General features: G+C 38.8%; 16 protein-coding genes. 2 read left to right on the forward strand and 14 right to left on the reverse strand.

What is annotated here, in order from left to right; all coding sequences use genetic code 11:
* Positions 1-27: 27 nt before the first annotated feature.
* From H4J75_RS02355 to gspC, 12 genes are all read right to left on the reverse strand, one after another.
* Positions 28-771 (reverse strand): type II secretion system protein N, encoded by a 744-nt coding sequence (locus H4J75_RS02355; protein ID WP_182221219.1) that lies wholly within the window; start codon positions 769-771, stop codon positions 28-30.
* Positions 771-1,241, reverse strand: coding sequence for a type II secretion system protein GspM (gene gspM, locus H4J75_RS02360; protein ID WP_070374943.1), 471 nt, complete (start codon positions 1,239-1,241; stop codon positions 771-773). Before gspM ends, H4J75_RS02355 begins: the two co-directional genes overlap by 1 nt.
* A complete protein-coding gene (gene gspL / locus H4J75_RS02365; RefSeq protein WP_182221220.1) occupies positions 1,241-2,575 on the reverse strand; it encodes a type II secretion system protein GspL in 1,335 nt (444 codons plus the stop codon). Before gspL ends, gspM begins: the two co-directional genes overlap by 1 nt.
* On the reverse strand, positions 2,575-3,603 hold the full coding sequence (gene gspK / locus H4J75_RS02370) for a type II secretion system minor pseudopilin GspK (protein WP_259366405.1): 1,029 nt from the start codon (positions 3,601-3,603) through the stop codon (positions 2,575-2,577). Before gspK ends, gspL begins: the two co-directional genes overlap by 1 nt.
* Before the next feature lie 42 nt (positions 3,604-3,645).
* Positions 3,646-4,254 carry a type II secretion system minor pseudopilin GspJ gene (gene gspJ / locus H4J75_RS02375; RefSeq protein WP_220465205.1) on the reverse strand — a complete coding sequence of 203 codons (609 nt, stop codon included), beginning with the start codon at positions 4,252-4,254 and terminating at the stop codon, positions 3,646-3,648.
* Between the two features lie 11 nt (positions 4,255-4,265).
* Complete coding sequence (gene gspI / locus H4J75_RS02380; RefSeq protein ID WP_083277946.1) at positions 4,266-4,664, reverse strand: type II secretion system minor pseudopilin GspI; 399 nt, start codon at positions 4,662-4,664, stop codon at positions 4,266-4,268.
* A complete protein-coding gene (gene gspH / locus H4J75_RS02385) occupies positions 4,654-5,295 on the reverse strand; it encodes a type II secretion system minor pseudopilin GspH (protein ID WP_182221222.1) in 642 nt (213 codons plus the stop codon). The genes gspI and gspH overlap by 11 nt, the downstream gene beginning before the upstream one ends.
* 18 nt (positions 5,296-5,313) lie before the next feature.
* Positions 5,314-5,748: a type II secretion system major pseudopilin GspG gene (gspG, locus tag H4J75_RS02390; RefSeq protein WP_182214818.1), complete on the reverse strand. Its 435-nt coding sequence runs from the start codon at positions 5,746-5,748 to the stop codon at positions 5,314-5,316.
* A 22-nt stretch (positions 5,749-5,770) separates the two neighbouring features.
* Positions 5,771-6,994, reverse strand: a complete 1,224-nt coding sequence (gspF, locus tag H4J75_RS02395; protein ID WP_182214719.1) for a type II secretion system inner membrane protein GspF — start codon at positions 6,992-6,994, stop codon at positions 5,771-5,773.
* Positions 6,995-7,007: 13 nt separating this feature from the next.
* Positions 7,008-8,564 carry a type II secretion system ATPase GspE gene (gene gspE / locus H4J75_RS02400; RefSeq protein WP_182221253.1) on the reverse strand — a complete coding sequence of 519 codons (1,557 nt, stop codon included), beginning with the start codon at positions 8,562-8,564 and terminating at the stop codon, positions 7,008-7,010.
* 1 nt (position 8,565) lies between these two features.
* On the reverse strand, positions 8,566-10,638 hold the full coding sequence (gene gspD, locus H4J75_RS02405; protein WP_182221254.1) for a type II secretion system secretin GspD: 2,073 nt from the start codon (positions 10,636-10,638) through the stop codon (positions 8,566-8,568).
* 110 nt (positions 10,639-10,748) lie between these two features.
* A complete protein-coding gene (gspC, locus tag H4J75_RS02410) occupies positions 10,749-11,702 on the reverse strand; it encodes a type II secretion system protein GspC (RefSeq protein ID WP_182214722.1) in 954 nt (317 codons plus the stop codon).
* A gap of 232 nt (positions 11,703-11,934) precedes the next feature.
* Between gspC and hslR the strand changes: the two genes are divergently transcribed.
* The gene (hslR, locus tag H4J75_RS02415) at positions 11,935-12,342 is read left to right on the forward strand and encodes a ribosome-associated heat shock protein Hsp15 (RefSeq protein WP_070374949.1); all 408 of its coding nucleotides are present in this window, start codon (positions 11,935-11,937) and stop codon (positions 12,340-12,342) included.
* 2 nt (positions 12,343-12,344) lie between these two features.
* Positions 12,345-13,208 (forward strand): Hsp33 family molecular chaperone HslO, encoded by an 864-nt coding sequence (gene hslO / locus H4J75_RS02420; protein WP_182176457.1) that lies wholly within the window; start codon positions 12,345-12,347, stop codon positions 13,206-13,208.
* 36 nt (positions 13,209-13,244) lie between these two features.
* On the opposite strand, the gene H4J75_RS02425 is transcribed toward hslO, so the two are convergent.
* Together H4J75_RS02425 and H4J75_RS02430 are read right to left on the reverse strand one after the other, a co-directional pair.
* Positions 13,245-13,817 carry a hypothetical protein gene (locus H4J75_RS02425; protein ID WP_182221223.1) on the reverse strand — a complete coding sequence of 191 codons (573 nt, stop codon included), beginning with the start codon at positions 13,815-13,817 and terminating at the stop codon, positions 13,245-13,247.
* A gap of 119 nt (positions 13,818-13,936) precedes the next feature.
* On the reverse strand, positions 13,937-17,851 hold the full coding sequence (locus H4J75_RS02430) for a rhombosortase-dependent M36 family metallopeptidase (RefSeq protein WP_182221224.1): 3,915 nt from the start codon (positions 17,849-17,851) through the stop codon (positions 13,937-13,939).
* Positions 17,852-18,219 lie beyond the last annotated feature (368 nt).

The raw sequence follows: 18,219 nt of genomic DNA on the forward strand, positions 1-18,219 counted from the left end.
TAACGATTAATCACCGTATTAAATGGCTTAAAAATTCAATCGATAGCGCCCTTGGTTATCAGCTTTGCCAATAAAGGACAGCAGTGGCTTTAATTTTTCAGGGAAATTCGCACCTGGCTTTAAATAACCATTTCCAGAAGCTCTATTGGTATTATGCAGATAAGCGGTAAACGTGAGTCCAAGATCGTTTTCAGGGGCAATGATAAACGCAAGCGCCCCTTTTTCACAAGCCAACTCAGCAGATAACGTACCTAAATTTGCTTTTTCTGATAATGCGGTGATAGCTGCCTTGTTCCATTTTATTAAGCCCTTCATTTGCTGACATACAGGCTTGCCGAGTATAAATTCATCAACACTGAGTTCAATAAGGTTGTGGGCTTGCATCGGGATAGCTAGATTAAGCTTTTCCGTAATTTGTTGTGCAGCTACTGTGATATCAAGATTAGTAATTTTTATCTGCTTAAGCAATTGGCTTGCTGTCAACCTACCTTCTGGTCCACTGACTAAGGCACCGCCAAAAGTTAACTTAATTGTCGGGTCAAGCATCAATAATGAGAGGAAACTTAACTCACTACTGACATTGTTAATGTCGACATTATCAATGCGGACTTGTTTTGCATAACTTTGCCACACTGTGCCAGAAAGTTGAGATACTTGGCTGTTTTTTGGTAAATTAATAAAGCTAACCACCCAAGCTGCAGGCATAGTTGCAATTAAAAAAATCAAATATAAACTAAAGAACATTGCTCCGTAAGCAAACCACTTTTTCATTAACCTTTTCCTAATTGTAAGCGACGAACTCTAACAACGCCGTTGCGATCGGCTTTACTTAAATCAATACTTTTCACTAATAAACCTTCATTATTGGCTAAAAATTCAAGCCAACTAAGTAACTGTGTAAAGGGGACTTCATCAATCCATACTTGTAAGTCTTCACCTTGAGGTTGCAAGCGAGCTATCGAAATATTATTACGACCGGCACTGCTGTTAACAATACTAGAAAGGCTGGCATTGCTGGCTGATGATGCCACTCTTTTTTGTGACTGTTGATAGCGCAGGGTATTTTCTTGCACCCAGGTATAAAGCGCTTGTTGGCGCATGATTTTTTGTTGAGTTTTATCAGTATTAGTAACCAATGGTTGCCACACTGCGCTGTAAAATAAAAACAGCACTACAACAAAGCTCATCATAGCAACGAGTCGTTGCTCAGAGCTTTTTAATTGTTGCCACCACGTTTTCATTATCGCCCCTTACTTGTGTTTGTTGATTGCTGATTATCATCATTACTGGTTATGCTGAATGAGCCAGAAATTTGATCACCTTGATTATTTTGCGCGCCCATAGATACCGTCAGATTACTCTCTTCAAGAGCGATTTTTAACTTATCAAAATACTGATAATCACTGGCAATTGCCTGCATACGGATCTCGTTGCGCTTACCATCAAACTTCAACGTTTGGGGTTTTATTTCAGGCACTAAAGCTAACGCTGGTTGCACTTGAGTTAAGATAGCTAAAAAGCCACTTTCTCCACTAGCCCCTCCTACTTCTTTGAGTTTCTGCTTAAGTTGGGAGCGAATAGTTGAGACTCGGACTCGCTTAGTTTTTGGAAAAACCTTTTTATAGGTACTAATGATTTGCTGTTCAATTTCAGCCTGTTGACTATGAAGCTGCATTAATTCGGCACCTTTAATACCGACATTAAGCAATAAAGCGAACATGGCAATACCTGCGGCCAAAAACCAACTTTTTAGCACGGGTGAGCGCTGTTCTTTAACTTTGAAGTCACCCTGTAGTAAATTGAACTTACCCGCTTTTTCATGATTATATGTAGCGGCTAATAACGCCAAAGGCAGCTCTTCTGGCATCGCATTGATGGTCAGTTTAGCGATGGTTTCAGGTAATATTGAATAAGCATTTAATGAGAAACTGTTTGGTCCGTCATTATTGCTATCATTGTCCGCTACTGATTTTTGCTCACTGCTAATTTTCTCTACTGTTTGAGTACCACTAAGTGACTGACTAATTAACGGCCAAGTGTTGCTGTCTATGGTGATCCCTTGCCATTGTCCTTGGCGTATCAGTATTTGCTCACCTAAGACAATTGCACTACCAACATTGACTTCATTAGCCAGTGGCATTGCAAGTACATCTGGGATGATTTTTTTACAGGTAATATCCGCACTTTTTAACCACCCTTGCCATAATGCCAACTGAGCAGATTCGATAATTGCAACAAAGCAATTGTGCGCACTACCGACAATTTTGATATCACTATAAGCGAAAAATAACTCTTCAACATCTTGTGCTAATTCATCTTCAAGCATATACGGCACAGCTAAGCGCATCGCTTTTGAAGATTTACTGGGTACCGTTAAACTTTTCAAACTGATATCACTGGCTGGCACAAACGTAATGACTTCACGTTGTTTGGCTTTCTCAGCTAATTGCTCTAACGCATTGGCATTGGGGAGTTCACCACTGGCAATGATGCCTTCTTGATCGTCACTAAATATTACCCAGTGCACTACGTCTTTTGCGTTAGTACCTAATCGGATATATAACTTTTCGGTCATTACTCTCGTCCTATGGTACGACTCACTACGGAGATATTATTATTGCTTTCAACTTTCATTAAAGTGCTCAACGCGAAGTAGCTGTCATTAAAACTAGCGATACTTTTTAGTTTAAAATAATGGCTAACAACATCGAACTGCTCTTTTTGATCATTGGTTATTTTTGTATGTTTTGATATATCGGCTAAATTAAAAAACTCATCTCGTGTTTTAAAACCAGCACCCTCTCGGCTAGCCAAGGCATTTTCTGCATCCGCTAAAGGAATACCTAAAAAAGCCTCCAACAATTCAGGTTGGTCGCTTCTTATGGTGTTTACATTTATTTTATGGAGATTGTTATTAGGTATTACGCAAGCATACTCTTTTAATTTATTAATAACCGGCACAGTAAAGTGTTCAATTAAGCGTAGTTCGGTAATACTGGCCAAATAATAATTAGCGGGTAAATAAGGAAACTCTTTTGCAGAGTAATCATTATCTTCAGCACCACCAGCACTAGCTATAGCGCTGTTTTGATCAAGCCAGTCAACCAATGCATCGGTCATGTATTCAGCATCAAACTGACTAACACCTTCAACATTAAGCGACATAATTAATTTTTGGAAAGCGTCTTCTATTGGACGCCTTTGAGTGCCCGTAGGAATAGCATTATCATCAGGCCTTAAAGCATTTAAATTAAAACAGGCTTGCATATCAAAAATTTCGCCGGTAATTTGTCCAAAGTCAACAGGATAACTTGTTTCGCCTTGAGCCCAAATTTGTTCTAAATGCGTTACGTCTTTTTCATCTTTAAAAACATTGATTAATATTCTTTTTGCAAACGCTTCTGCGCCCATCGCATACCAATAAGCCTGCTGATTTAGCGTAACATTATTAGTACGTTGCATCTGCAACTGCAAGCGCGCAGTCATCTGTGTGGCTAATACGGCGGCTAATGCGACGATAAGCAAAACAGTAATTAACGCCACACCGGTCACTTTTTTAGCGGTCGACTTACTCATATCAGTACGGCACTGAGAGTTCTTCATTAGACCTCCCATAACGAACAGCACAATACGTAGGCTTTAAATTTAGACATCATCACCCACCACTAAAAATTCTCGTCTTATAAGCCCATAATCTTTAGTTATTAGCTCAACAGCAATCGCTCGAGGTAAACTTTTATTTATAATTTGTTTTTGCCATTTTTTGTCATAAAAAAACTCAAAATTTAGCGCTTCAATCTCGGTGATTAACTTTCTTCTTTTAGGCTCTTGCCCTTGGATAGCGTCAACAAAATTAAAATGAAGTCGCTCAAAGGTTCCCTCATTTAATTGATAAGCGACTGATTGCATATTGCTCCGCGGTAATAGTAGACCTGGATTTGTCCATCCGTTGCGAACAAAAGCTAAGGTACTTTCGCCATTTGAAAAACTATTGCTGTCAGTATATAAAAAATCTTGCTGGGGAGCTTCGCCATTTAATCGAATACTGCGTTTAGCAATTTGCAGTAAATCACGCTCGATAAGTAAAAAGCCTCGCTGTAATTCATTAACGCGTTCGGTACGAATTTTAGATGACTCATTACCTTTTAATACCGTATTAAAAATAGTGAAACTACTCATGCTGATCATTGAAAAAATAGCGATAGCTATTAAAACTTCTAACAAGGTAAAGCCATTATTCGTTGGCTTATTCAAGCAAATCTTCACTACGGCTGGCTCTTTGAGATATAGGTAACCATACTAGTGATCGCTAACTTTTCATCTTCTTTATTACGAATTTCAATCGTTATAGCACGCATATTCTTATTTTCTGTTTTAAGCACTTTTTGTAGCCAAAACCATTCTTGGCCAGCCATTTCTACGGTGCCTTTTTTATTGTTTTTTGGTGGCCATGTTGGGTCTAATGTCATCGCAACTAATTGATTTGAGGCCACCCAATTGGCTAATACTTTATTTTCTAAATGACTTAAATTCTTAAAGTTATTGTCTGCTGCACTTAACAACGCAATACCCGCGATTGAAAAAATAGCCATCGCTAACATGACTTCAATTAAAGTGAAGCCTAATGAAGCCGTTTTAATGACCCGTTTCACCTTATTCATCATCAAAGAGTGGCCCTTCAACGGTTATCGGTGTGGTGTATAAGCCGGTCGCCTTAAAATAAAGCTTTGCTTCAGTGTAATTATTTTTAACGAATTGAAAACGCAGACTAAACGGTGTTATTTCACCGCCTGAGAGTATGTAAATTTGGGGAATAAGTATTTTTTTTTCTATATTATTACCGTCATCATCTTTAGCTACGTCTTCATCTAAGTCGTTCTCTTTATTAGCCGCTTGCAACTCATTAAATACTTCAGTATCAAATAATTGTGGTTCTTCAATTGGCAAGTCATCAAGTTGTAAAATCAACTCAACACCTTCAGGTAATTTATAGCGACTGAATAATTCATTATCAGAGATATCCGACCACGTTATACCGTCGTACCCTAAAAACTGATAACCTTTTTTGCCAATAACTAAGCCTAATTCAATATTATTTAGCATGCCATATTCAGCAGCAATATTAAAAACGCCAGCAAAACGTTTACTCGAGAGTTCAAGTGTTTCTTCGGCTTTATCACCTGAAGCACTAAACTGAACAACCGAAACCATTAAACCCACCAGCACAATAACCAACATCACTTCAATTAAAGTGAAACCGTTAACTACTGTGCTGTTTTTGGAATAATGCTTCATATTAAGAGTTCACCAAAACTACTGGTAGTCGCCAAGGTTCCAGTTGCCAATATCGTCTTCTGTACCAGGTTCACCGTCGGGTCCCATGGTAAAAATATCAATATCACCATTTTCGCCTGGATTTAATAGTTGATAGGCGTTGCCCCAAGGATCGTCAGGTAAACGTTTAACATAACCCCCGTTTGGAAAACGACGCGGTAAAGGTTCAACGTCAGTTTCTTCAACTAAAGCTTCTAAGCCTTGTTCAGTCGTTGGGTAGTTATAGTTATCCATTTTGTACATACTTAACGACGTTTCTAATGCATTAATATCTTGTACTGATTTTTGAAGTTTTGCGGTATCCATATTGCCCATCAAGTTTTGAACAACAACACTGCCTAACAAACCTAAAATAACAATAACAACCATCACTTCCAATAAAGTAAAGCCACGTTGTTTATTTTTCACTTTCATTGGTTGAATTTTTTTGTGCACATTAACCTCCTACTAAGGTATTTAACTGAAGAATTGGCTGTAAAATAGCCATAACTATAAAAAGAACGATACCTGCCATAGCGATCATCAAGGCGGGCTCAAAAGCTTTTAGCGATATATTCATCAACGCTTCAAACTCCCTGTCTTGGTTGTCTGCTGATCGACCAAGCATATGTTCTAACTTGCCACTTTTTTCACCACTAGCAATCATATGAAGCATCATCGGTGGAAATAATTTCGTTTGCTCTAAAGAAACTCGTAAACTCGCGCCTTCGCGCACTTTATCGGCCGACTCTTTAACGCATTGCTTAATGTATAAATTTTCTAAAACTTCACCTGATATTTTCATGCTTTCCAGCAAAGGAACAGCACTGGCGGTTAAGATACTTAAGGTACGAGCAAACCGAGCGGTATTAATACCACGAATAATTTTGCCCAGCCCTGGAAAACTAATCACCTTGCGATGAAAAGCAAACTTGAAGCTGGCCTTTTTCATTAAATGATTAAAGCCACCAATCAGTAAGGCAATCAAAATAAGGATATACAAACCATTATCTCTTAAAAAATCACTGGTACTAATTAAAAACTGAGTCGTTGCAGGTAAGTTTGCGCCCATGTGATCAAACTGGCCAACAATTTTAGGGACTACCGCCGTTAACAGTATTGCGATAACGCCTATGGCTACGACCGTCATAATAACGGGGTAAATAAGCGCTTGAATGATTTGTGAACGTAAGTGTTCCCGTTGCTCGGTGTAATCGGCTAAGCGGTTTAAAACTGTATCTAAAAAACCGGATTTTTCACCTGCAGCAACCATTGCTCGGTATAAGTGACTAAAGACATGCGGAAACTCGGCCATACTCTCGGCTAAACCATAACCTTCAGTTACTTTTGTTCGCACCGCCATGATCATACTTTTCATGCTGTTTTTTTCACATTGTTCGCCAACGGCAAGCAAAGATTCTTCAATCGGTAAACCCGACTCGACTAATGTTGCCAACTGACGTGTGATTAAAGCAAGTTCAGCAACAGATACTTTTGTTCGTCCGCCAAACCGTGATTTATTCGCGGCTTGCTTAGTTTTTTGTAAGCTTGGCGTTACTTCAGTGGGCATTAAGCCTTTGTCACGTAATAAGCCACGCGCTTGTCTGGGTGTATCACCTTCGATAACACCCTTTACCGTTTTACCACGGCTATTTACTGCTTGATAATCAAAAGCTGCCATAATAAAACTCTAGTTAATCTTCTTTGGTAACACGCAAAACTTCTTCGAGTGTCGTTTGTCCGGTCAACACTTTATCAAAGCCGTCACGGCGTATGCTTGGCGTATTTTGGCGAATAAACTTTTCAATAGCCTGCTCACCTTTACCATTATGAATAAGCTCGCGTACTTTATCGTCGACAACAATAAGTTCATGAATACCCATACGGCCTTTGTAGCCCTTTTGGCTACATTCACTACAACCAACTGCGCGATAAATATGCTGAGTGTTGTCTTGAGGTAACTCAAGTAATTTTAGCTCTGGGCCATCAGGTAAATGGCTTTCTTTACAATGCGGGCACAATGTTCTCACGAGTCGTTGTGCTAAGACCCCCAAGAGACTCGATGAGAGTAAAAATGACTCTACGCCCATATCTTCCATACGAGTAATGGCACCAGCGGCACTGTTAGTATGCAATGTCGACATCACTAAGTGACCGGTTAAACTCGCTTGCACGCCAATTTGAGCGGTTTCTAAATCGCGTATTTCACCAACCATAACAACATCGGGATCTTGGCGAAGTATCGCCCGTAACCCGCGAGCAAAGGTCATATCAACTTTGGTATTAACTTGTGTTTGTCCAATACCTTCAATGGCGTACTCGATGGGATCTTCAACCGTTAAAACGTTACGCTCTTTCGAATCAATTTGGCTCAGTCCCGCATAAAGCGTGGTACTTTTACCCGATCCCGTAGGACCCGTAACTAAAATAATACCATGGGGTTTTTCGATGAGTTTTGAAAACTTTATTCGGTTGGCAAGTGTCATGCCTAAATCTTCTAAATCGAGACGAACCGAGTTCTTATCAAGTAAACGAAGTACCACACGCTCACCATGGCCCGTTGGCATTGTTGAAACACGTACATCAACAGCACGACCGGCAATGCGCAAAGAAATACGACCATCTTGTGGTATGCGTTTTTCAGCAATGTCAAGTTTTGCCATAACCTTGATACGAGAAACTAATAATGAAGCAAGTTTACGATTAGGCTTTAATACTTCACGTAAAACGCCATCAACACGAAAACGAATTTGTAGCGCTAATTCAAAAGTTTCAATATGAATATCAGAAGCATTTTCTTTTATTGCTTCACTCAACATCGCATTGATCAATTTGATGATTGGCGCATCATCTTCATTTTCTAGCAGATCTTCTGTTTCTGTCATCTCGTCAGCGAGAGAATACAAGTCAACTTCGTTGCCAATATCTTCCATCATCTGTTGAGCTTCTGAAGAGTCTCGTTGGTATGAAATAGTTAATAACTGTTCAAATTCGTCTAACGAATGAAATTCAATAACAAAGGGGCTTTTTAAGACCCTACGCACTTCTAATACGGCCGCACTTTTAACATTGGCTAAGCAATGCAAGGTGTATTGGTCGTTACTTTTACTAATGAGTACATGATGACGTTTGGCAAAATTAAAAGGCAAACGGCTGATCTGCACTTTTACTTCTTCTGCCTCTTGACCATTACCTGCAACATTTAAAGTCACTACGCTGTCGATGTCTTCTCTCTTTTCAATATCAGCCATATTATTGGTCTTTTTGGTCTGAAGTTGATGAGTCATCACCCTCGCTTTTAACGACAGGCGGTAATAAGCTAGAGTCTTTAGACTGACTTTCTTTCATGTATTCATCGAATGAAGGAGGTAAGGTCAGTTGGTCATTCCACTCAGGTAATAATGGCATTTTTTCATCGCTCATTAATGACAAACCTTCTTCTTGCTTACGTATTTCAGTCGCACGAATATAGTTATACTTTTCTTTACTAATTTCATTCATCAACTTGCCATCACGAATAATCGTTGGGCGAATAAATACCATTAAATTACGTTTACGCGTTGAGGTTGTTGTTGATTTAAATAAGTGCCCAATAAAAGGTATGTCACCTAATAAAGGTACTTTTTGTTCACTTTCTTGAACGTCTTCATCAATCAAGCCACCCAGTACCACGGTTGCGCCAGAATCGGCCATCACTACCGTTTTAATTTCGCGTTTGTTGATAGAAATATCTACCCCTGTAGCGCCACTCACCGAAGAGACTTCTTGCTCTATGGTTAACTGCACACCACTGCCTTCATTCACTTGTGGGGTAACGGTTAGTTTTATACCAACTTCTTGGCGTTCAACGGTTTGAAATGGATTACCGTTATTGCTACCGGCAGTAGAGCCAGTAAGAATAGGAATTTCTTGTCCAACTAAAAAGTGCGCTTCTTCATTATCGAGTGTAGTGATACTTGGCGTAGCAAGGATATTGGAATTAGTGTCATTACTCACCGCTTGTATGATTGCGCCCCAGCCATTTTTCATAATACCAAACATACCACCGCTAACTGAACCGAGTAAGGTTGCGGCTAATGAATAGTCTCCTTTAATATCGTCTTGATTAGGGTTAATCGTTGTGGCACCACTTTCAGAAGTCACCGTAGAACCTTTAGTTCCTGGTGTTGATTGAGCTGCCTCAGCAGCCGCTGCTACAGCACTTATAGGCGCAGGACCATTATTGAACTGGGTAAAACCACCATCTTCGCTGAACCATTGCACACCTAAACTAATACCGTCACTTTCAAAAACTTCGACGATTATCGCTTCAACAAGCACTTGCGCACGACGAACGTCTAATTTGCGGATGACTTCCTCAAGTGAACGTAACATGTCTTGCTGAGCGGTAATAACCAAGGTATTGGTGTCTTCATGAGCGTCAATGCTGACATTACGTTTTTTACTGCTTTGTTTACTCGTTTGTGCGCCAGCGTTTTCGGCTTCAATTGATTTACTGACCCCTTCAAGTACTTTGACTAAGTCTTCAGCTTTTGAATATTTCAAATAATAAACACGGGTATTACCATTGGTTTCTAATTCACTGTCTAAACGGGAAATTAACTTAGCGACACGCGAACGGGCTTGAGATTCGCCGCTAACAATTACACTATTGGTGCGCTCATCAGCAACTATTTTAGGGATAAGGAAGGTTGGCGTACCAGATTTTCCTTGATCAGATTTATGCATGGCTTCAACAATACGCACCATTTCTGCCGCCGATGCATATTGCAGTTTAATAATTTGTACGTCTTGATCGCCAGCTTTGTCGACACGCTCAATAATATTGACTAAACGATTAACAACCGCAGCAGTGCCTGTAAGCATAATGACATTAGCGGGATCATAATTGACCACATTACCGCCACCGGCTTGATCTGAAAGTTGACGAAGTAAAGGGGTTAATTCACGTACTGTGACATTTTTAACTTCGACAACTCGTGTCACCATTTCATCACCCACACCAGGGTTTTCGTTACCAACAACCGGTATTGATGAAGTTTTAGCGTCTTTATTACGAATAACTTTTACAACATTATTATCCATTTCAACAGCAGAAAAACCATACACTTCAAGCACATTTAAGAACACTTGATAATATTGTTTTTCGGTAAGTTGATCTTGGGTACGTAATGTCACTTTACCTCGAACGTTAGGGTCAACGATCATGGTTTTTTTCAGGTTTTTACCGACTATATTGATGAATTCGTCAATTTCAGTACCTTTAAAGTTTGGCGAGTACTTAGCCGCATGTATATCAGCACTAAATAATAAAGTATTCATCATCACAACAGTTAAACCTGTTGCTAACAATCCTTTATACCAAGGGGCGCGAAGAGTCTTGCGCAAGGAAAAATTTTTCATAACTTAATTCTCAATTTTGGTCAGTAAAGGTATTAACCACCGATACTAAATAATATTTCGTTCAATTCACCATTACGATCGATTAATAGTGATACTTCTTTATCTTGTTTTAATGCAGCAAGTGCCTGTGCGGCTTCGCTTGGCACCGTTAAATCATAACCATTCATTTGAATCGCGATATCACCAGATTTCAGCCCTGAATTTTGAAAAAAATCTGCGTTTTTACCCGGCAACAATCTGTAACCTACTATTTTGCCACTTTTACGTTTTGGCGATATTTTTAAATAATCGGTAATTTTACTTGGGTCGGTATTAATTTCGTCTTTAAATGACTCTGCACTTTTACTCAACATCTTATTTGTTCTTTGATCAATAACATTAGGTGATGTTAGTCGACTATTTAATTCTCGAGTTTTAGCCGGAGATATTGCCGATTTATTTACCACGTTTTGTTGTATTTTTTCATTGTAATCAAAGCCATCAAGCATCAATGTTTCAAGTTTTCCGGCATGCTTTAAAAGCACTCGGTCACGAAAGACACTATCGAGCACGGCACGTGTTCCGGTAATGGTTTCACCAGGACTATAGGTGTCTTGCTTACCAGCGTTTTCAATGACCGCCGCAGACGTAGTTTTGTCATCACTTGCTACTGCCCCTGATAGCGTTAAACGTAACTGTGTTTGAGGTGCACTTTCCACTTCAACCGTTTCAATTGTATCTATACTGTCTGTATATAAGCCAAATAAGTTCAATGTTTTTAAATTTGTTAAACTGATATCAGCTTTTTCAGTGTTCTGTATTGCTACTTTTACGCTAACATTTGAAGATGCATGATATTGGCCACTTGGCGCAACAAGCCAAGTGATTTGTGCAAAAACATACGCGATGTAAGCTAACAAAAATACACTGATCACCTTAGCTATTTTTTGCTGAGGTAATTGTGAAGAGAAGTCGACTACACTAGAAAAATTTGAAGGTAATTGCATGGTTATCTTTATAGAAATTTAAATTAATTTTCATTATTATACCGTGATAGTACTTGAGCTAGACATTATCAACAAGGGTAAGATGATGATTAAAATATTTATTAACAATTTAGTGCTGTTATGTGCAAACTAATATTGCCAGTTCAGCGATACACTTAGTTAAAAGACTAGACATTATAAGCAATTATGATATTTTCGCCGCGACATATATTTATAGGAAGATGGTAAGTAGATGAAACATAATTCACCTCTCACTGAAAACACTTCAACCCGTCTCGATAAGTGGTTATGGGCTGCTCGTTTTTACAAAACACGTGCCATTGCCAAACAAATGATTGATGGTGGTAAAGTGTTCTATAATGGTCAACGAACAAAGTCGGGTAAAGTCGTTGCTTTAGGAGACAAAGTTGTCTTACGCCAGAGTTATGAAGAACGAGAAATTATTGTTGTAGCGCTGGCAGATAAACGTCGAGATGCGAGTTTTGCGCAAACTCTTTACCAAGAAACACCCAACAGTATTACCACTCGTGAAAAAAATGCCTTAGCACGTAAACAAGGCACTTTACTTAGCCCCGCTAGTGATACCAAACCCGATAAGAAACAACGTCGACAATTAATACAATTTAAAGAAAGGATCTAACTGTGACTGTTAAAACTGATGTTTTAAATCGCTACTTATTTGATGGTAAGCATGCTCGTGGAGAGCTTGTACAACTGACTAAAGCTTATCAAGAAATTATCGCTTTGCATGAATACCCTCCCGGCGTGCAAGCCTTGTTAGGTGAATTAGTTGCCGCCACTTGCTTGCTTACAGCTACTTTAAAGTTTGAGGGCGAAATTACCGTTCAATTACAGGGCGATGGCCCCATTAGCTATATGTCAGTTAATGGTGACGATAAACAAAATATGCGTGGCATAGCTCGTTTAGCTGAGCCAACTGCTGGTATAGGCTTAAAAGAACTAATAGGTAAAGGTACGATGGTTATTACTATACGTCCTGAAAAAGGCGAACCTTACCAAGGAGTTGTTGCACTAGATAAAGATAATTTAGCTGATTGTTTAGCACATTACTTTGAAGTTTCTGAACAAATACCCACAAAAATTTGGTTATTTAATAATGCTGATAATACTCAAGTTGCTGGTAGCTTAATACAACTGCTTCCTGATAGTGATAGCAAAGAAACTCAGCTTAGTGATTTCGAACACTTGTGCCAACTAACCAATACAATAAAAGCAGATGAGATTTTTTCGCTAGACGCTGAAGACTTATTGTATCGCTTGTATCATCAAGAAGAGGTTCGTTTATTTGAACCTCAATCGGTTAATTATCAATGCAGTTGTTCTGAGGAAAAATGTTTAACAGCTATTTCTCAAGTTTCACCAAGCGAATTGATAAGCATTATAGAAGAGCAAGGTTGCGTATCGATGACTTGTGAATATTGTTTAACAACATATAAGTTTGATGAACCAAAACTTGCACACTTTATTCATGAGCCCAAGCACTAGTTTAGACTTAACGTCTTAATTCTACCTGTTCGCCTTTTAGCGCTCTTCTGCTAATGGGCGACCCACTTGACCACTGTAATCTATTTCTATCTCTACCCGCTCAAACTGTTTTGCTACTACAAGTGATTTATAATAACTTAAGAGATCGACACCCTCTCCTGGCGTTAATCGATAGGTACTTTTAGCTATTTTATTAATATTTGCGGTATTTTCATAGCTTGTTAGGCTGGCTAAGTTTTTAACGATAACCACAAAAGTGCCCTTTATCGTGCCCGTTTCTGACATTAATAAATTAAAAACTTTAGCGCCATTAGTCAGCTTATCTGCTTGTAATTCAAATTTCTGTTCGTTGAGCATTAAGTATTTATTTTCTGAATATTTCAGTTTTTTAAAAACGTTATTATTTTTTAAACTTTCATTACTTTCACTTAAACCGCTACTAGTGGCCCGTGCAAGTGTTTCATTAGTTGTAGCAACTGATGTGTTTGACTTTAAAGAAGCAGCTTCTTTATCGCTGGTTTTTTTTTCTAGTGGTTGTACGACTTCTCTTTTATCTGAGCAAGCCATTAAAAAAGTTACACTAAGGGCGATGACACTAAGGTTACGCATATTTACTTCCTTTTTTATTTCCAGTCATAATTAAGTGATAAACATTTAGTTATAAAAAAAGCTGATTGAATGACCAATCAGCTTTATTTTTACTTGTTGTTACTACTTGTTGTTACTACTTACTTTTTACGGCGACGTAATAACGCTAAAGGTAATAGCAAGAAGGCTAATAAGCCAGTTGAACCACCGCTAGAATTTTTTCTAGCCGGAACCATACTAGGCATATCATTAACCACTACAGAGAAACTCTGGGTAGCATCGACAGTACCATCATTAACACTTGCTACAAATGTTAGTGTTTCACTACCAGATTCAATACTAGGAGAAGTGAAAGATATGGCGGCTGTGTTTGAGCCCGCTAATGTCACTGTTGGACCAGAGGTTTGTTCCCAGCTGTATGTTAATGCATCACCATTAGGATCTGTAGCTTCAACACTCATGCTAACAGAGATACCTTCTCTAACAATTCGCTCTACATCAGTAACGGCTGTTACAATCGGTGCACGGTTATCACAAGCAACACTATCACCTGCAACTACATCACTGAAAATCGAGCTATTTACATTGTCAAATTGAACACCATCAATCAACCAACCTAAGTTATTTGCTGTAAAGTCACTTACTGCGCGGAAACGGAATTTAACTTCATTACCATTTAGTGCTTCACCAAAAGATACGCCTTCATAACCAGCTGCGAAGTCAGTAAAGCTCAGACGTTCAGATAATGCTGTGCCAGCTTCAGTGAAAATCGGATTCTCGTTGTAACCACCACCTAAGAAAGTACCACCCATCTCAGTAACATCAGCCCAGTCACCACCGTTAACACTTACTTCAACAACACCGCCATCCCAATTAGCTTCGAAGTCATAGTAATGGAACCAGTTAATAACAAAATCACCATCGAAACCAACGCTAAATGCTCTTGTTTCATAAGCGACATCTGATTCAAAACCATTATTATTGATAAATAAATACTGTTGTCCTAGAACGCCACCAAGAGCACCGGCAAATCTTGTATCTAAATATCCAGTACCGGCAGCAGCTTCACCACCACCTATAACATTTTCCATAAAGTCGTGCTGTGATGATAATGTTTCCATATCATCAACAGTAGAAGAACCTACTGGTGCGCGATCTTTAAAGTCATAGTTAACCTTTGTAGTAAACGAATAATCGTTAACAACATCGGCTGTAAGTCCAGGGAAAGTAACTTTGAATTCAACGTCTTCTGCCATACTTGCATCATTCAACGTAAATTCAATAGGTGAACTTGTTGCTGAACCAGTTACACCAAGACTATCAAAAGTTACCACACCTTCATTTGCAAATGTTACATCTTGATCGCCTACAACTTCAATTTGTGCGGTAATATTTTCATAAGTCTCACTACCACGGTTTTGAATAGTAAAGCTAACTGTTGCAGTTTCACCTTTATCAAGCACGCTATCTTTAGAACAGTAACCTGAAGTAAGTCCTTCATAGTTAGTATTTAACATATGAGAATTTGCAGAGAATGAACTTAATGTTGTTGCATAAGACTCTACTGCGCCTGCATGGTCAGTAGCGAATCGGCTTGGCGACTTAGCTCCTAATCCCATACCACGTTTTGCAAATGCTGCAAGCATAAGGTTGTAATCTTCTACGTCGTTTGCATATGCTGCTGACAATATAGCATCTCGACCTTCAGTGAATGTAGGCGCCATTGGCATCATCTTATAACCAGCTACTACATAATCTTTAATTAAGTTCTTAGCTTCATCAAAAGTATGACGCTCGTCGTTAACCATGCTAATAAAAGATTCCCAAATCATATTAGAAAATATAGAACCTGGAGAATGCACTAGATCAGGGTAAAGGCCTATATCGCCAAATGTAGATGGATTAATTGTTGTGTCTGTTGAGTAAGGGTAAGGGCGGATGCCATCCACAAAACTAGCAACATACGTTATAGCAGCGTAACCGCCATCGTATTCTTCATTACCTAAAACTAGGTTATCACTTGCGTCTGTTGTAAGCATCAATGCATGGAAATCACCAAAACCTTCACCCATAGAGCGTGCTTGTTGGCTACTTAATCCTGAACTATTACCCACTAAACGGTTACTGATATAGTGACCCCATTCGTGAGCAACAATTGCGTTATCCCATGTACTATCTTTGAATACGCGCGACAGGTCATTTCTGAACATATCAACAGATACTTTTTCATCTGCATCTAATAATGCATAGATTGCTGCACCATCGCTAAAGTTAATACCAAAGCTAGGGATAGTTACAGCATCATTGCCTCCACCCATAGGAGCAGGTGTACCATCATTATTGTTATTAGCAATAAATACTGCAATAGCGCCAGCAGCTTGAGCATTAAGAACTTTATCTGTAAATGCACAAGCACCACGATCGATGACAGCAATTTTACCAGCAAGATCAGCGCCATTAACAGCTGCTTCACAACCATTATTTATTGGAGCAGTTGCATCTTCTAGACGAACTAAATCACCAGATACATCAAAAGTTTCTGCACCAAAACTAGCGATTTGAAGAACAGATATCATTCCTATGTCTGCATGTGAAGTCACCGTGGCACCATAGTCAGTGCCATTTACCGCTTGTGTTGTTTCCCAAAGATACATCTGCATGCGTGGTGAACCACCATCTGCAGGTGTAGACATGTTTGCATTGTTAAAACCAGAGTTATCTTGAACCTCTACGTTTAAAGCATCTCCTTCTTCACCACCTCGACCGTAGTTTAAAGTCTGAGCATTACCCGCAAGCTCATCAAAGCCATGGTCATAATAGTCATCATGTAAATAGTTATTTACATAGAATAAGTTAACAATTGCCGCTTTACGGTTTCCAACTGAATATTCTGCTTTAGAAACATCATATTTATAATCAAAGGTATTACTACTGGTCACTTCAGCCATGTAATCACCGTTGCTAAAACCTTGAGGTGCAATAGCATCCACATAAGCGGTAACATTGTTACCCATGGTCATAGTTGCATCATCAGCTAACCAAGCATCACCAGTACTGATAGGTCCGTGACTCTTACTTATCAACGTTGCATCTAAGTATTCTTGCGTAAGAAACGCGCTACGATCGCTTCCTTCAGGAGCTGGCATAACTTCACCATGAGGGCTATCCCATGGCTTACCTTCAGCGTCAGTAAAAACGCGATAATTAAAATCAGCTGCATGGCTAGTTAAGTTATTCTTAAATAAAACCTCACCTGTTTTAGCAGCAACAACATAGCCATAATACTCTGATTCGCGACTGTCTATTTCGCCTGTTTCTACTTCAACGTAATGAGCAGCAACAATTTTGTTTTTATGTTCAAAAAATACTTTTTTAGCGCGTGGCTCGCCAAGTATTATTTTTTGAGAAGAAGTATTAGCGACAGTAAATTTTTCATACTTATCAGCTGATTTTTTGTTTGTTAATTTAATCGTAGCACTGTCGCCACCCATCGCCAAAAACACGGCTTTAACAGAACTAGCGGCGTCATCAAAAGCAGAGTCTACACTCTTCAACAATAAATCTGATGATTTAACAGCCTTGTCACTTGCTAAGTAACCCGATGAAGCGACTAAATTGAATTCGCGATCCATCATGATATTATATTCACGATTAAAAACTTCAATACCTGCAATTTCTTGCTTATATTTAGCAATTTTTGCACCACGACCAATATCATGGATGTTCGCTAATATAGGCATAGCTAGGCTTGGCTTTGACTCCGATAAACCAGTAAGTTGCTTCAAATAAAAATCTGCAGCAAAAGCATTCTGATGCTCTGCAGAAACTGCCATCATATTTGGAATAGAATTTTTTGCACTTGCCCACTGAAAAGTATTTGTACCTAATTGAGCATCAAACTGATTACTCATACCACTGATAGTAGCTACTTGGTTTGACACAACTGGAGCCGGTGCATTTAAAAAAGCACCTGTATCTGAAGCTATAGCTCCCATAGAAGCAGAAGCGATTGCAGCACCTACGAATGTTGCTATGATTGATTTATTAAAGTTCATACGATTCCCTAAGTATATTTTTATTATTAACCCATAAATTGGGTACTGAAGCATTTTATTATTAACCCACAACGTGGGCTCTACGTTAATTTATTACATTTATGTAACAATAAAGCAATCATTTAGCTTAAAAAACACAAACAAAAAGTAAAGCATACGTTACGTTAAAGTAATAAACGCTTATAAGGCAACCACTTGTTACAAAAACGTTAACGTCGTGCTTAATAATGGATAATAACGGATAAATACATATTTTTATAATATCTCAAGCAAGTAACTGATTGGATAGTAAAAACCTATTTATACTCAACTTACCATAACGTCACTGAGCGGATTTAACAGATGAGTGGCATAAACTCTTTTTTTCG

The sequence above is a fragment of the Colwellia sp. BRX10-1 genome (genome assembly GCF_014077545.1).
Classification (GTDB): Bacteria; Pseudomonadota; Gammaproteobacteria; order Enterobacterales; family Alteromonadaceae; genus Colwellia_A.

Bases quoted from the DNA above. Each gene is read 5' to 3' on its own strand.
- H4J75_RS02430 (WP_182221224.1), bottom strand. From the start codon at position 17,851: ATGAACTTTAATAAATCAATCATAGCAACATTCGTAGGTGCTGCAATC.
- gspC (WP_182214722.1), bottom strand. From the start codon at position 11,702: ATGCAATTACCTTCAAATTTTTCTAGTGTAGTCGACTTCTCTTCACAA.
- gspG (WP_182214818.1), bottom strand. From the start codon at position 5,748: ATGAAAGTGAAAAATAAACAACGTGGCTTTACTTTATTGGAAGTGATG.
- gspK (WP_259366405.1), bottom strand. From the start codon at position 3,603: ATGAAGAACTCTCAGTGCCGTACTGATATGAGTAAGTCGACCGCTAAA.
- gspH (WP_182221222.1), bottom strand. From the start codon at position 5,295: ATGAAGCATTATTCCAAAAACAGCACAGTAGTTAACGGTTTCACTTTA.
- gspD (WP_182221254.1), bottom strand. From the start codon at position 10,638: ATGATGAATACTTTATTATTTAGTGCTGATATACATGCGGCTAAGTAC.
- H4J75_RS02355 (WP_182221219.1), bottom strand. From the start codon at position 771: ATGAAAAAGTGGTTTGCTTACGGAGCAATGTTCTTTAGTTTATATTTG.
- gspL (WP_182221220.1), bottom strand. From the start codon at position 2,575: ATGACCGAAAAGTTATATATCCGATTAGGTACTAACGCAAAAGACGTA.
- H4J75_RS02425 (WP_182221223.1), bottom strand. From the start codon at position 13,817: ATGCGTAACCTTAGTGTCATCGCCCTTAGTGTAACTTTTTTAATGGCT.
- gspM (WP_070374943.1), bottom strand. From the start codon at position 1,241: ATGAAAACGTGGTGGCAACAATTAAAAAGCTCTGAGCAACGACTCGTT.
- hslR (WP_070374949.1), top strand. From the start codon at position 11,935: ATGAAACATAATTCACCTCTCACTGAAAACACTTCAACCCGTCTCGAT.
- gspE (WP_182221253.1), bottom strand. From the start codon at position 8,564: ATGGCTGATATTGAAAAGAGAGAAGACATCGACAGCGTAGTGACTTTA.
- gspI (WP_083277946.1), bottom strand. From the start codon at position 4,664: ATGATGAATAAGGTGAAACGGGTCATTAAAACGGCTTCATTAGGCTTC.
- gspF (WP_182214719.1), bottom strand. From the start codon at position 6,994: ATGGCAGCTTTTGATTATCAAGCAGTAAATAGCCGTGGTAAAACGGTA.